The organism is Streptomyces virginiae (genome assembly GCF_040638905.1).
GTDB classification, from domain to species: domain Bacteria; phylum Actinomycetota; class Actinomycetes; order Streptomycetales; family Streptomycetaceae; genus Streptomyces; species Streptomyces virginiae_B.
Genome location: NZ_JBEZYV010000007.1, coordinates 203632 through 217231, shown reverse-complemented (window position 1 = coordinate 217231; position 13600 = coordinate 203632). Strand labels below are relative to the sequence as shown.

Annotated in this window: 15 protein-coding genes; 8 read left to right on the top strand and 7 right to left on the bottom strand. The window is 71.0% G+C overall.

All coding sequences use genetic code 11. From position 1 onward, the window contains the following. Positions 1–117 precede the first annotated feature (117 nt). The 4 genes from AB0F82_RS13205 to AB0F82_RS13190 all read left to right on the top strand — a co-directional run bounded on the left by AB0F82_RS13205 (position 118) and on the right by AB0F82_RS13190 (position 3777). Positions 118–1620, top strand: a complete 1503-nt coding sequence (locus AB0F82_RS13205) for a ricin-type beta-trefoil lectin domain protein (RefSeq protein WP_436842082.1) — start codon at positions 118–120, stop codon at positions 1618–1620. 253 nt (positions 1621–1873) lie between these two features. Next, positions 1874–2278, top strand: a complete 405-nt coding sequence (locus AB0F82_RS13200) for a peptidase M23 (RefSeq protein WP_356815623.1) — start codon at positions 1874–1876, stop codon at positions 2276–2278. A 25-nt stretch (positions 2279–2303) separates the two neighbouring features. After that, complete coding sequence (locus AB0F82_RS13195) at positions 2304–3272, top strand: hypothetical protein (RefSeq protein ID WP_362626460.1); 969 nt, start codon at positions 2304–2306, stop codon at positions 3270–3272. A 94-nt stretch (positions 3273–3366) separates the two neighbouring features. After that, on the top strand, positions 3367–3777 hold the full coding sequence (locus AB0F82_RS13190) for a peptidase inhibitor family I36 protein (RefSeq protein ID WP_356815625.1): 411 nt from the start codon (positions 3367–3369) through the stop codon (positions 3775–3777). Between the two features lie 56 nt (positions 3778–3833). Here AB0F82_RS13190 and AB0F82_RS13185 read toward each other — a convergent pair whose 3' ends face one another. Then, the gene (locus tag AB0F82_RS13185) at positions 3834–4601 is read right to left on the bottom strand and encodes a glycerophosphodiester phosphodiesterase (protein ID WP_362626457.1); all 768 of its coding nucleotides are present in this window, start codon (positions 4599–4601) and stop codon (positions 3834–3836) included. Positions 4602–4654: 53 nt separating this feature from the next. On the opposite strand from AB0F82_RS13185, the gene AB0F82_RS13180 reads away from it, so the two are divergent. After that, on the top strand, positions 4655–5065 hold the full coding sequence (locus AB0F82_RS13180; RefSeq protein WP_356815627.1) for a hypothetical protein: 411 nt from the start codon (positions 4655–4657) through the stop codon (positions 5063–5065). Here the strand turns inward: AB0F82_RS13180 and AB0F82_RS13175 are convergent. Both AB0F82_RS13175 and AB0F82_RS13170 read right to left on the bottom strand, forming a co-directional pair. Then, positions 5022–5642, bottom strand: coding sequence for a hypothetical protein (locus tag AB0F82_RS13175; RefSeq protein ID WP_356815628.1), 621 nt, complete (start codon positions 5640–5642; stop codon positions 5022–5024). The two genes, AB0F82_RS13180 and AB0F82_RS13175, sit on opposite strands and share 44 nt — an antisense overlap. Before the next feature lie 142 nt (positions 5643–5784). Then, positions 5785–7452, bottom strand: coding sequence for a fumarate hydratase (locus AB0F82_RS13170; protein WP_362626452.1), 1668 nt, complete (start codon positions 7450–7452; stop codon positions 5785–5787). Between the two features lie 147 nt (positions 7453–7599). On the opposite strand from AB0F82_RS13170, the gene AB0F82_RS13165 reads away from it, so the two are divergent. Together AB0F82_RS13165 and AB0F82_RS13160 are read left to right on the top strand one after the other, a co-directional pair. After that, a complete protein-coding gene (locus tag AB0F82_RS13165; protein WP_362626449.1) occupies positions 7600–8268 on the top strand; it encodes a DUF1707 SHOCT-like domain-containing protein in 669 nt (222 codons plus the stop codon). Between the two features lie 154 nt (positions 8269–8422). Next, entirely contained in the window at positions 8423–8833 is a 411-nt protein-coding gene (locus AB0F82_RS13160; RefSeq protein WP_436842081.1) for a WhiB family transcriptional regulator, read from the top strand. A 175-nt stretch (positions 8834–9008) separates the two neighbouring features. Here the strand turns inward: AB0F82_RS13160 and glpX are convergent, their stop codons facing one another. Further along, positions 9009–10040 (bottom strand): class II fructose-bisphosphatase, encoded by a 1032-nt coding sequence (gene glpX, locus AB0F82_RS13155; protein ID WP_030029065.1) that lies wholly within the window; start codon positions 10038–10040, stop codon positions 9009–9011. A 249-nt stretch (positions 10041–10289) separates the two neighbouring features. Here glpX and AB0F82_RS13150 point away from each other — a divergent pair, with 249 nt between their 5' ends. Next, entirely contained in the window at positions 10290–10808 is a 519-nt protein-coding gene (locus tag AB0F82_RS13150) for a DUF4245 domain-containing protein (protein WP_234308684.1), read from the top strand. A 530-nt stretch (positions 10809–11338) separates the two neighbouring features. On the opposite strand, the gene AB0F82_RS13145 is transcribed toward AB0F82_RS13150, so the two are convergent. The 3 genes from AB0F82_RS13145 to xseA form a co-directional block, all read right to left on the bottom strand. Then, entirely contained in the window at positions 11339–11929 is a 591-nt protein-coding gene (locus tag AB0F82_RS13145) for a malonic semialdehyde reductase (protein WP_356813912.1), read from the bottom strand. 97 nt (positions 11930–12026) lie between these two features. Beyond that, complete coding sequence (locus tag AB0F82_RS13140) at positions 12027–12245, bottom strand: exodeoxyribonuclease VII small subunit (protein WP_030029069.1); 219 nt, start codon at positions 12243–12245, stop codon at positions 12027–12029. 54 nt (positions 12246–12299) lie between these two features. Continuing rightward, complete coding sequence (xseA, locus tag AB0F82_RS13135) at positions 12300–13592, bottom strand: exodeoxyribonuclease VII large subunit (protein ID WP_362626443.1); 1293 nt, start codon at positions 13590–13592, stop codon at positions 12300–12302. Positions 13593–13600: the final 8 nt, after the last annotated feature.

The following is a 13600-nucleotide window of genomic DNA, read 5'->3' as shown; positions in this document are numbered from 1 at the left end:
AAAAGTTGAGCAATTCTCTTGTTGCGAGTGTTCCCAACTCCCCTACCGACCAGTAAATACCGTGGGTAACACTGACCGTCCGGGGAGGCGTCCATGGCACGTGCCCGTACGAAACCCATGCTCAGATCTACCTTCGCCGCCGTCGCGGCGATCGCGGCCGCCCTGGGGGGTGTCACCGCCGTCACCCCCATGGCCCAGGCGGCCACCACCGCCGGCGTCGTCAAACCGCTCCCGCCCGAGCTGGAGGCGATCCGCGCCGCCGAGGCCGTCAAGATCTACGGCGACCCGGCCGTGCGCCCGCAGGCCGACCGCAGGACCGGCCTGATCTCGCTGGGCGACAGCGAGATCTCGGGCGAGGGCGTCGGCACCTACGACCCGGCGACCAATACGCCGGACAACCAGTGCCACCGCTCGCCGGACGCGGCGATCCACCGCACCGGCATACCGGCCGACCTCACCTTCAACGTCGCCTGCTCCGGCGGCTACACCGGAAACATCAGGATCGGCGGCAGCAAGCAGTACGCCGACGAGCTGGTGCAGAGCGACAGCCTGGCCATCAAGGCCCGCAACACCAGGATCAAGATGGTCCTGCTCGTCGCCGGGGCCAACGACGACCTGCAGTTCGGTCCGGTCATGACCGACTGCGTGACCCGCTGGGTCCTCAGCCAGGGCACCTGCGAGCCCAAGTACGCCCCCGGCTGGCAGGCCCGCGTCGACGGCCTGAAGCCCAAGGTCGAGGCCACGGTCGCCGACCTCAGGACGGTCATGCGCGACGCCGGCTACGCCGACGCCGACTACAAGCTCGTCCTGATGGGCTACCCCAGCCCCATCGGCCCCGACTTCCACGACAACCCCGGCTTCCCCGGAAAACTGCCCGGCGGCTGCGCCGGCTACGACTCGGACGCCACCTGGGGCCGCAACTACGCGGTACCCGCCTTCGAGAAGGGCATGCGCGCGGCGGCCCTGGCCTCCGGCGCGGTCTACCTCGACAACTCCCGGCTCTTCCACGGCCACGAGGTGTGCATGGAGGACACCTGGGCCCGCGGGCTGTACCTGGACCTCGGGGACCACTTCCCGTGGGACGAGAACACCGCCCGCCAGTCCTTCCACCCCAACTACCGCGGACACGGCGCCTTCGCGTCCTGCCTGACCCAGCTGTACGCCTCGGGCCTGCGCGAGGCCTCCTGCGCCGATCCCGCGAGCACCGGCACGCCCGTCCTCCAGGCCGGGGCCTGGGACGACAAGTTCAAGCCGCTCAGGAACGAGGCCACCGGCAACTGCCTCGACTCCTTCGGCGGTTCCAGCGCCAACGACACCAAGATCGTGGGCTGGGAGTGCCACGGCGGCCGCAACCAGGGCTGGTGGTACGACAGCGCCCGCAAGTCCGTCCACATCGAACTGACCCAGGACCGCTGCCTCGACGCCCCCGGCGCCGACTACGGCCCCGGCACCGGCCTGATCATCTGGAACTGCCACGGCGGAGCCAACCAGCAGTTCGTACGCGACGGCGCCACCCTGCGGCCCGCCGCCGCGCCGGGCATGTGCCTGACCGTGGCCGCCGCCCACGACCCGCTGCGCCTCCAGGCCTGCAACGGATCCGCGAGCCAGCGCTTCGCATAAACCGCCCCCGCTCCGCCCGATTCCCCCACGCCCGGCCGGCGCACCCCGGCCGGGTGTTTTCATGCGCGGCTTTAGCGTCGCATTATGCCTGCCTTATGCGCGGCTTTAGCCATGGCCGAAAATATGCCAGCCGATAATTTTCCGGGTGCTCTTTTCCGCATTCCGTGCATACGATCTTGGCGTTGTCGCACCGCGGGGGGTCTGACCGTCCCCCAGAAGTGCCATCCAAGGGGGGATTGCTTTCATGAAGTCCATGCGTGCTGCCGCAGCGGCGCTCGCGACGTCCGGGGTGCTGGTTCTCGCGCTGCCGTCCGCGGCCGAGGCTGCGCCCACCGGTCGGTGCTATCCGGACATGGCCTGCCTCTACTTCAACTCGAACCAGGCGGGCGCCCTGTCGCAGCTATACCACATCGAGAACTACCCGGCCTACACGTTCGACAATGTGGTCTTCAACCGCGGCACCGGGAACGGGGAGGGGACCCCGCTCAAGAACAACGCCGCCTCGGCGGACAGCCGCTATTGGAACCAGGCGGTCCGTGTTCATTTCAACAGCTGGTACAAGGGTCCCTACGACGTGGTCGAGCCTCAGACGAGGCGGAATCTGAACGTGACGTACAACAACAACGCGTCCTGGAACTACCACCCGAACGGCGTCTGAGGACCGAGAGAGAATGCTGAGCGAAATGAACAAGAAGCGCACCCGTATTTCCCTTCTCGCGATGGCCGTCGCCTCCGCAGCGGTGATGGCGGGCTACGCCGCCTCCGCCGGTACCGACGCCGGCGCCGCCGGCGGCGACGCGACCGCGATCGCCGGTTCCGCCAAGGTTCGCACCCTGCCCATCGAGCAGTACCTGCCGACGCCCGCCGAGTTCGCGAAGCTGAGCCAGGCCGGCGGGAAGCTCCAGCAGAAGTGCATGCAGGGCCTCGGCTTCGCCTCCTTCCAGGCGCCCGAGCAGGGTCCGGCCGACCCGCGCGAGACCTTCACCGACCTGCGGTACGGCACGGTCGACGCCGCTCAGGCGGCCCGCTCCGGTTACAAGCCGGCGTTCGTCGCAGCCCGGCAGACCGCCAAGGCGGGCGGCCCGGCCGCGGCCGCCGCGGCCGACGGCCCGGCCCCCTCCGCGGCGGCCGAGCCCGTGCTGAACGACGCGGAGTGGCTCGCGATGACCGGCACCACCAAGGAAGCCGGCGACACCGCCAAGGCCAGGCAGGCGGCGCCCAGCCAGGTCCAGGGCAAGGACATCCCGCCGGGCGGCTGCATCGCCGAGTCCACGCGCACCCTCACCGGCGGCGGCGAGCAGCTGTACGCGGACCTCGCGCAGGACATCAACGGCCAGTCCTACAAGGAGTCCCTCAAGGACCCCCGCGTCACCAAGGCCTTCGCGGCCTGGTCCGCCTGCATGAAGGGCAAGGGGTACAGCTACAAGGACCCGATGCAGGCCAACGACGACCCGAAGTTCGCCGCACCGACGGCCTCCGCGGAGGAGATCGCCGTCGCCGGCGCGGACGTGGCCTGCAAGAACGAGACGAAGCTCGTCGACGTCTGGCACGGGGCCGAGGCGCAGATCCAGCAAAAGATGATCAACGCCAAGGCGAAGGAGATGGACGCCGTCAAGAAGGCGAAGCAGACCGCCCTGGCCCACGTCCAGTAGGGGCCCGCCACCCGCTGAGGCCGCACGAAGGCGCTGCGGTCCGCCCGGCTCCGCCACCCGGAGCCGAGCACCACCATCTAGGGGGATCACTTCCATGAAGACCATGCGTGCTGCCGTCGCGGCGGTCGCAGCCTCCGGCGTGCTGGTCATGGCACTGCCGACCGCGGCCGAGGCCGCGCCCACCCAGCGCTGCTACCCGGGCCTCGCCTGCGTCTACTACAACTCCAACCAGGCCGGCGCCGTTGCCACGATGAACCACATCGACGGCATGCCGTCCTGGGACTTCGCCGGCGTGTTCAGCCCGGGCACCGGCAACGGGGCGGGCCAGCAGATCAAGAACAACGCGGCCTCGGCCGACAGCCGTTACGCCACCCAGGCCGTCCGGGTCCACTACAACAGCTGGTACAAGGGTCCCTACGACGTGGTCACCGCCCAGTCGAAGCGGAACCTCTCCGTGACGTACAACAACAACGCGTCCTGGAACTACCACCCGAACCCGAGCTGAGCGGGACAAGGGAATCCGGCCCGGCTCCCCACCACGGAGCCGGGCCGCCGCCCCCGCTAGTTCGCGTCCAGCTGTGCGCGCACCTCGCGCGGCCGGTTGGTGATCAGGGTGTCCACACCGAGCCGCAGGCACAGCTCCACGTCCTCCGGCTCGTCCACCGTCCACACCCGCACCCGCAACCCCTTCGCCTTGAGCCGGGCCACCAGCCCCGGATCCTTGCGCACCAGGTCGATGCCCGGCCCGGCGTGCCCGGCGAACGGCGGCCGGGCCGGCCGCAGCCGCCGCTCGATCAGGTAGACGGCCGGCAGGCCGGGCGCCAGCCGGTTCAGCCTGATCAGAGCGTTGCGGGAGAAGCTCATCACCTCGACCAGGCCAGTCGAGCCGTCGGCCAGCCCGTGGTCCTTCAGCACCCGCACCAGCTCGGCCTCCAGCCGGCCGCCGGCCCGGGTGGGGTGCTTGGTCTCGACCGCCAGCCCGACGGGCCGGTCGGCGGCCAGCGCCTCCTTCAGCAGGTCCTCGAAGAGCAGCACCTGCGCCCCGCGGTGCTCCTCGCCCTTCCAGCTGCCGAAGTCCAGGGCGGACAGCTCCTCGTGCGTCATCCCGGACACCACCCCGCGCCCGTCGGAGGTCCGCTCCACGCGCCGGTCGTGCACACACACCAGCTTGCGGTCGGCGGTGAGCCGTACATCGCATTCGAGGGCGTCGGCACCGTCCGCGATGGCCTGCCGGTAGGCGGCCAGGGTGTGCTCGGGATGCTCGTGGGAGGCCCCGCGATGGGCGACGACCCGGACGGCGCGGTCGGTACGGAGCTGCGTGTGCGTCATGCCCCCGACGCTATCGGCATGCGCGCAACGCCCCGGTACCGCATGCTGCCCGGATGGCGGAACAGCACATGCACGCGTGGACGCACTGCGGCCCCTGCGAGGACTGCGTCGAGGAGGACTGGCAGCTCGTGCAGGCCGGCGAGCTGCGCTGGGAGGGGTACCAGCACTGCCCGCGCAACGAGGTCTACGCCTGCGACCGGGGCACGGGCGTACCGCCGCCGGAGGTCCGGGAGCGCATCCTCGCCCGCGAGGGATCGGTCCACCTGGCGGTCGGCGGGCCCGACGGAGTACCGATCGCGCTGCTGCGCCGGGTGTACGGGCTGAGCATCGCCGAGGCCGTGGCCGCACGGACGGAGGGGTACCGGGCCACCCCCGTTGAGGCCCGGTACCTGATGGCTGTGGCTGCGGCTACGGCCGTGGCTACGGCTGCGGACGGGGGGTCAGCGGGGCCGGGGCGATCTTGAAGCCGCCCTTGGTGACCTCCGTGAAGGGCGCCGGGGCCATGCAGGTGCCCACCGTCGGCTCGGCGACCGAGCCGTCGGGCTTCGCGTCGACGTTCACGATGCCCCAGGAGAAGCCGACGCGGTCGGGTGCGCCGCGCTCGCCGTCCTGGACGCTCAGGCCGATCCGCCTGCCCTCCCAGCCGACGTTCGAGCTCTTGACCACCGCGGTGATCGTGGCCGTCCTGCCGCCCGTCACCATGCAGTCCACCTCGGCCTCGGCCACGCCGGTGAAGTCCTGGTCCGGCATGGCGTGGTAGACGGTCACCCGGCCGCGCGCGTCCGTCGGCAGACCGTGCTCCAGGTTCTCGCCCTTCAGCGGCCTGCTCCACGGCACCGACTCGGCGTCGACCGTGAAGCGGATGTCGTGCGAGGCGGGCACGTACGGGTAGTGCACCGTGCCGCCCCCGTGCACCGAGGCGGCCTTCGGCGCGGCAGGCGCCGCCGGAGCCGGGGCGGCCGCCATCAGGGTGCCCAGCAGCGCGGCCGATCCGGCGACGGCAAGGGCGCGCGTACGGTTCTTCCGCGTACGGTTCTTCATCGTGAACTCCCGTGTTCCAAAGTGGTTTTGGCTACGGGTAGAGCCTCGCCGTCCGGCGAACCCCGCTCCATCTGCCGATCGGCGGAAACGCCCGAGGGGCGCTCTGCCGTTCGGCAGAGCGCCCCTCGGAACGGGCTGAGGACTACAGCCCCGGGCCGCGCACCGGGATGCTGGTGAAGGTCGGCTGCTCGGGTTCACGCGAGGTGAAGAAGTCGTTGCCCTTGTCGTCCACGACGATGAAGGCCGGGAAGTCCTCGACCTCGATCTTCCAGACCGCCTCCATGCCGAGTTCCTCGTACTCCAGGACCTCGACCTTCTTGATGCAGTCCTGCGCCAGGCGGGCCGCCGGGCCGCCGATCGAGCCGAGGTAGAAGCCGCCGTGCGCGGCGCACGCGTCCGTCACCTGCTGGGAGCGGTTGCCCTTGGCCAGCATGACCTTGGAGCCGCCCGCGGCCTGGAACTGCTCGACGTAGGAGTCCATGCGGCCGGCCGTGGTCGGGCCGAAGGAGCCCGACGCGTAGCCCTCGGGGGTCTTCGCGGGGCCGGCGTAGTAGACCGGGTGGTCCTTCAGGTACTGCGGCATCTCGGCGCCCGAGTCCAGCAGTTCCTTGATCTTGGCGTGCGCGATGTCGCGCGCCACGACCAGCGGGCCGGTCAGCGACAGGCGGGTCTTGACCGGGTGCTCGGTCAGGGTCGCCAGGATGTCGTCCATCGGCTGGTTCAGGTCGATGGAGACGACGTCCGAGGACTCGGACAGGTGCTCGTCCGTGGTGTCGGGCAGGAAGCGGGCCGGGTCGCGCTCCAGCTGCTCCAGGAAGACGCCCTCGGCGGTGATCTTCGCGGTGGCCTGGCGGTCCGCCGAGCAGGACACGGCGATCGCGACGGGCAGGGAGGCACCGTGGCGGGGCAGGCGCACGACGCGGACGTCGTGGCAGAAGTACTTGCCGCCGAACTGGGCGCCGATGCCGATCTTCTGCGTCAGCTCGAAGACCTGCTGCTCCAGCGCCTCGTCACGGAAGCCGTGGCCCAGGGGCGAGCCCTCGCGCGGCAGCTCGTCCAGGTAGTGGGCGGAGGCGTACTTCGCGGTCTTGAGCGCGTGCTCGGCGGAGGTGCCGCCGACGACGATCGCCAGGTGGTAGGGCGGGCAGGCCGCCGTACCCAGCGAGCGGATCTTCTCCTCCAGGAACTTCATCATGGAGGCCTCGTTGAGGACCGCCTTGGTCTCCTGGTAGAGGAAGGACTTGTTGGCGGAGCCGCCGCCCTTGGCCATGAAGAGGAACTTGTACGCGCCGCCGTCGGTCGCGTACAGCTCGATCTGCGCCGGCAGGTTCGAGCCGGTGTTCTTCTCCTCCCACATGGTGATCGGCGCCATCTGCGAGTAGCGCAGGTTGAGGCGGGTGTACGCGTCGTAGATGCCGCGGGAGAGGGCCGCCTCGTCACCGCCCTCGGTGAGCACGTTCTGGCCGCGCTTGCCCATGACGATCGCCGTACCCGTGTCCTGGCACATCGGCAGGACGCCGGCCGCCGCGATGTTCGCGTTCTTCAGCAGGTCCAGGGCCACGAACTTGTCGTTCGAGGAGGCCTCGGGGTCGTCGATGATGCGGCGCAGCTGCGCGAGGTGCGCGGGACGCAGGAAGTGCTGGATGTCGTGGATGGCCTCCTCGGCGAGCTTGCGCAGCGCCTCCGGCTCGACCTTGAGGAACGTACGGCCGTCCGCCTCGAAGGTGGACACGCCCTCGGCGGTCACCAGCCGGTAGGGGGTGGTGTCCTCGCCCAGGGGCAGCAGGTCGGTGTACGCGAACTCCGGCATTGGGGCCATTCCTCACTCGGCAGACAGCACTGACGACCAATTTGGCAGCGCAGTCCACCAGCGTAGGACCTCCCGCCCGGCGTGTGTCTGTGAGGTAAGGCTCACTCGGTAGTATCGCGATCTATCGTGTCTCGCTATGCTGGCGTCGTGGACCTGGAAAAGCACCTGGAAAAGCCCCCCGCCGCCCCCGCCCACGCCGGGCTGCGCGCCTCCGACGCCGACCGGGACCGGATCGCGCAGATCCTCGGCGACGCCGTCGCCGAAGGCAGGCTGACCGCGGAGGAGCACTCCGAGCGCCTGGACACGCTGTACGCCGTCAAGACGGTCGGCGAGCTGGAAGTGCTCGTACGGGATCTGCCCGCGCCCGGCGGCGCCCATGCCCCGGCCCCAGCCGCGTCCTCGTACGCGGGGGCCGCCGGTGCGGCCGCCGAGACCATCGTCGCCGTGTGCAGCAGCTCCAGCCGCAAGGGCCGCTGGAGGCCGGGCGCGCACACCCGTGCGGTCTCGGTCATGGGCGACATCACCATCGACCTCACCCAGGCGGTCTTCGAGCAGCAGGTCACCGAGATCAACGTGACCTGCGTGCTCGGCAACGTGGAGGTACTGGTCCCCGAGAACGTCACCCTGCGCGGCTACGGCAGCGGGGTCCTCGGCAACTTCGAGGTGCGCGGCGAGAGCCGCGGGGAGACGGACCCGCAGGCGCCGGTGGTGATCGTCCGGGGTTTCTCCCTGCTCGGCAACATCGAGGCGCGGCCCAAGCTGGGCGCCCGCCTGGTCGACCTGGCGCGCAAGCTCCGCAAGAACCTCGACGGCTGACGGCTGAAACGCGGCGGCAGCGCATCCGGAGGCGGAGGGTCTCGTTTCGGACGAACCCCGGGCGCCCCGTGGCACACAGTGCATAGGGGCGCGTACAGCGGGTAGGGACAGGTGCGTCGTCTCTCGCTCACGTATACGTCGTCAGGAGTAGACCGTGCCGCTTCCGCCGCATCAGTCCCTGCAGGTAGCCGCCGTGAAGAGCCTTCAGGGTCCTGGGGCACGCCCTTCGGCCGTGCCGAGCCCGCGGGTGCCGGCCAGGGCGGCGGAAGACGGCCCATGGCACGCGGAGGCGGTGTGCCGCCGCGACGAGGCGGGGCTGTTCTTCGCGCCGTCCAAGGAGCCGACGGCCGCCCGGCTCTCCCGCGAGGAGGCCGCCAAGCGCGTCTGCGCCCGCTGCCCGGTGATGGTCGCCTGCCGCGAACACGCACTGCTGCAGCCCGAGCCGTACGGGGTCTGGGGCGGGCTCACCGCGGCCGAGCGCCGCGTGGTGCTGGCGCGGATGCGGCGCAGGTCCGCCGAGCTGCGGCAGGCCCCCGGCGCGGGGCCCATAGCCGCGGCGGGCTGAGCCGGCTGCCGCCCCGGCGGGCAGGTCCTGGTCCGCGTCGCACGTCACACGCCCCACGGACGTACGCATGCCACGCACGTCCCGGTGCGTCTCCCACGCCTCGTACGCGGACACGCGAGAGGGGCGGTCACCCCCGCACAGGGTGACCGCCCCTCTCGCGTTGTGCCCCCGCCCTCTACTGGGCGCGGTCGAAGTCGATCGCGCTGTACGCGCGCAGCTTCGACAGCCGGTGCGTGGAGTCGATCTTGCGGATGGTGCCCGACTTGGAGCGCATGACCAGCGAGGACGTCGTCGCCGTCTCGGAGCGGTAGTGCACGCCGCGCAGCAGCTCGCCGTCGGTGATGCCGGTGGCGACGAAGAAGACGTTGTCGCCCGAGACCAGGTCGGTGGTGGTGAGCACCCGGTCGAGGTCGTGGCCGGCGTCGAGTGCCTTCTGGCGCTCGGCGTCGTCCTTCGGCCACAGCTTGCCCTGGATCACACCGCCCAGGCACTTGATCGCGCAGGCCGAGATGATGCCCTCGGGAGTGCCGCCGATGCCCAGGAGCAGGTCCACGCCGGTGCCCTCGCGGGCGGCCATGATGGATCCGGCCACGTCGCCGTCGGAGATGAACTTGATGCGCGCGCCGGTCTCGCGGATCTCCCGGACGATGCCCTCGTGGCGCGGGCGGTCCAGGATGACGACCGTGACGTCCTCGGCGGCCATGCCCTTCGCCTTGGCGACCCGGCGGATGTTCACCGAGACCGGGGCGTTGATGTCGACGAAGTCGGCGGCCTCGGGGCCGGTGACCAGCTTGTCCATGTAGAACACGGCGGACGGGTCGAACATCGTGCCGCGGTCGGCGGCCGCCAGGACGGCGATGGCGTTCGGCATGCCCTTGGCGTTCAGGGTGGTGCCGTCGATCGGGTCGACGGCGATGTCGACCTCGGCACCGGTGCCGTCGCCGACCTGCTCCCCGTTGAAGAGCATCGGGGCTTCGTCCTTCTCGCCCTCGCCGATGACGACGACGCCGTTCATCGAGACGGTGGAGATCAGGGTCCTCATCGCGTTGACCGCGGCGCCGTCCGCGCCGATCTTGTCGCCGCGGCCGACCCACCGGCCGGCGGCCATGGCGGCCGCCTCGGTGACCCGTACGAGTTCGAGCGCGAGGTTGCGGTCAGGGGCCTCCGGGGAGACTTCGAGCTGGGGCGGCAGGTTGTGCTCGGTCATCGGAGCGCACCTTTCTGTACGGCGACGGCCGGGAAGTGAGGGTGCTGGAACTCTATCGGTACGTCGACATATTGAGCAGGGCGGGTCACGTATGAGCGGAATATCGGTCATTCGATTGTCCTGAGCGGACGCCTTGCGCGCCCGTGCGCGGACTCGGCGGGCGACTCAAGGGTGCGCCGTGCGGCGCGCCCGCGCGACCCCGGCGGTGATCGCCGCCCGGTGATGCGGGACGATGGTGCCGTGGCAGGTATGAAAGGCAAGCAGACGGTCTGGGACATGGTCCGGTCGCTGGCGGTGATCGGTGTCGTCGTCGCCGGGATCTACGTCTTCGTCCCGCATGACGACAAGGCCGATCCCACGCGCACGGTCGACTACCGGGTGGAGACCCTCACGGCCCGGCGCGCGGCCCCGTATCCGGTGGCGGCCCCGGTGGGCCTTCCGGAGCAGTGGCGGGCGACCTCGGTGACGTACGAGCGCAAGAAGGCCGACGCCTGGCACCTGGGCTTCCTCGACCCGGAGCAGCAGTACGCGGCGGTCGAGCAGTCCAGCGACACCTCCGTGAAGTACCTCGAACGGGTCACCAGGAACGCCACGGCCTCGGGGCAGACGCAGCAGGTCGGCGACGCGGCATGGGAGCGCTGGGAGGGCGAGAAGTACGACGCCCTCGTCCGGCGGGAGCAGGGCCACGTCACGGTGGTGACGGGCACGGCCTCCTTCGAGCAGCTCGGGACGCTGGCTGCGGCGCTGGAGTTCAAGCAGGGCCGGTAAGGCCGGTAGGGCCGAGGGACCGGTGTGCGGTCTCGGGCCTCTCAGCCCTCGGCGGTCCGGCCCTCGCCGGCCATGAGCGGCCAGACCAGGGCGGGGCCCCAGGCGGATCAGGCCGATCAGCATCAGCGCCTCGCCCCGGATGGGCCGCAGCCCGAACGGCTCGGCGAGCTCGGGAAGGCGCCGACCACTGCGATCAGGGCGTAGGGCGGAGCGGCTCCGGCCTGCTGCCGGATCGGGAACCGGTCGCCGCCCGCCCCGGGTCGGCAGCCGCAGCGTGCAGACGCAAACGACCACCGCGAGGACGGCGAAGGCCGCCGCGCCCGCCGGCCCGCCGGACCCGCGGCTGCTCGGTGCCGCCGACCCGGGCGAAGAAACCCATCAGGGCGGGCAACAGGCGCGACGGGTGTTCCCGCCGACGACGCGCGGTGGCGGCGGCAGTGCGCGGCAGTCACGGCGAAGGGCCGTGCGCCCCGGGATCCCGGGGCGCACGGCCCTTCTCGCGTGCTGCGGCCACGGGGCCGCGGCCGTGCTCAGACGGTGGTGATGACCTCGTCGATCGACAGGCGCGGGGAGCGCGGGAACCACGCGTCCTCGCCCGGCTTGCCGATGTTGACGACCATGATCGGCGTGTGGTCGTCGTCCAGGAACTCCTTCTGGATGCCCGCGAAGTCGGCGCCGGTCATCGGACCCGCGGCCAGGCCGGCGGCGCGGACGCCCAGGATGAAGTACGCGGCCTGCAGCGAGGCGTTGACCAGCGAGGACTGCTCGCGGGCCGGGCGCTCGGCGAAGAAGAGGTCCTTGGCCTGGGGGAAGTGCGGGAGCAGGCGCGGCAGCTCCTCGTGGAACTCGTTGTCCGCGGAGAGGATCGCTACCAGCGGCGCGGCGAGGGTCTTGGCCTGGTTGCCCTCGGCCAGGTGCTGCACGAGGCGCTCACGGGCCTCGGCGGAGCGGACCAGCGTGATGCGCAGCGGCGTGCCGTTGAAAGCGGTGGGGCCGTACTTCACCAGGTCGTAAATCGCCTGGACCTGCTCCTCGGTCACCGGCTCGTCGGAGAACGAGTTGGCGGTGCGGGCCTCGCGGAACAGCAGGTCCTGCGCGGCGGAGTCAAGTACGAGAGACATCGGAAAGCCTTCTTCCATACGGAGGTGAAGCGATGGCCACGACTCTACGGCCGAAGTAGATGAATTTTCAACTAAATCGGTGTGGCCGTGACCCGGATCACTCCTCCCCGGCGGCCTCGCGCGCCGCCAGCGCCGAGTCCAGCCGGGCCCGGGCCCCCTCCAGCCAGTGCCGGCAGACCTTCGCCAGCTCCTCGCCGCGCTCCCAGAGCGCGAGGGACTCCTCCAGCGAGGTTCCCCCGGCTTCGAGCTTGCGGACCACTTCGATGAGTTCGTCGCGGGCCTGCTCGTAACCCAGCGCCGTCTCGGCCTCTGTCATTCCCTTTTCCACCCTATGTGTGTAGTGCGACCACGTGATTGCGGCAGTGTGCCGTTACTCCGAAGCGACCGCCTCGCCGGCGGCCGATCCCTCCGGGGCCCCGTCCGGGGTCCTGTCCGCGGTCCCGTCCGGGGCCTCTGCCGGGGCGACCTCCACGGTGAAGGTGCCCGCCGCAACCCTGGCGCGCAGCACCTCCCGGGCCGACACCTCCTGCGGCGAGCGCACCACGTGTCCGTCCGCCCGCTGCAGTACGGCGTACCCGCGCTCCAGCGTCGCGGCCGGCGACAGCGCCACCACCCTGGCCAGCGTGTGGGCCAGCTCCGAGTCCGCCCGGTCCAGCAGGTGCCCCAGCGTGCGCCTGCTGCGCGCCAGCAGCGCGTCCAGATCGTCCTCCCGCATTTCCACCATGCGCTGCGGGTGAACGAACACCGGCCGGGCCAGGGCGTGCGCGAGCCCCCGCTCCTCCCGGTCGAGCAGCGAGCTCACCGCACGCAGCCCCCGGCCCTGCAACTGGCGTACGCGCTCCAGCTCCTCGCCGACGTCCGGGACCACCTTCTTGGCCGCGTCCGTGGGCGTGGACGCCCGCAGGTCCGCGACCAGGTCCAGGAGCGGCGAGTCCGGCTCGTGGCCGATCGCCGAGACCACCGGGGTACGGGCCGTCGCGACGGCGCGTACGACCTCCTCGTCGGAGAAGGGCAGCAGGTCCTCCACGCTGCCGCCGCCGCGCGCCACGATGATCACGTCGACCTCGTCCAAGGCGTCGAGCTCCTTGACGGCCCGGACCACCTGCGGCACGGCGTGCACGCCCTGGACGGCGACGTTGCGCACCTCGAAGCGGACCGCCGGCCAGCGGCGCCGGGCGTTTTCCAGGACGTCGCGCTCGGCCGCCGAGGCCCGCCCGACCACCAGCCCGATCAGCTGCGGCAGGAAGGGCAGCGGTTTCTTGCGCTCCGGCGCGAAGAGCCCTTCGGAGGCCAGCGAGCGCTTGAGCCGCTCCAGCCGGGCCAGGAGCTCCCCGATGCCGACCGGCCGTATCTCCGTCGCCCGCAGGGACAGCTGCCCGCGCGGGGCGTACCACTCGGGCTTGGCCAGCAGGACGACCCGCGCGCCCTCCGAGACGACGTCCGCGACCTCGTCGTAGACCTGGCGGAAGCAGGTCACGCTGACCGAGATGTCGTGCGAGGGATCGCGCAGCGTCAGGAAGACCACCCCCGCCCCCGGCCGCCGCGAGAGCTGCGTGATCTGCCCCTCCACCCACACCTGCCCGAGGCGCTCGATCCAGCCCCCGATGAGCCGGGACACCTGGCCCACCGGCAGCGGCGCCTCGGCCGACGTATTCAGACCCATGTGCGCAG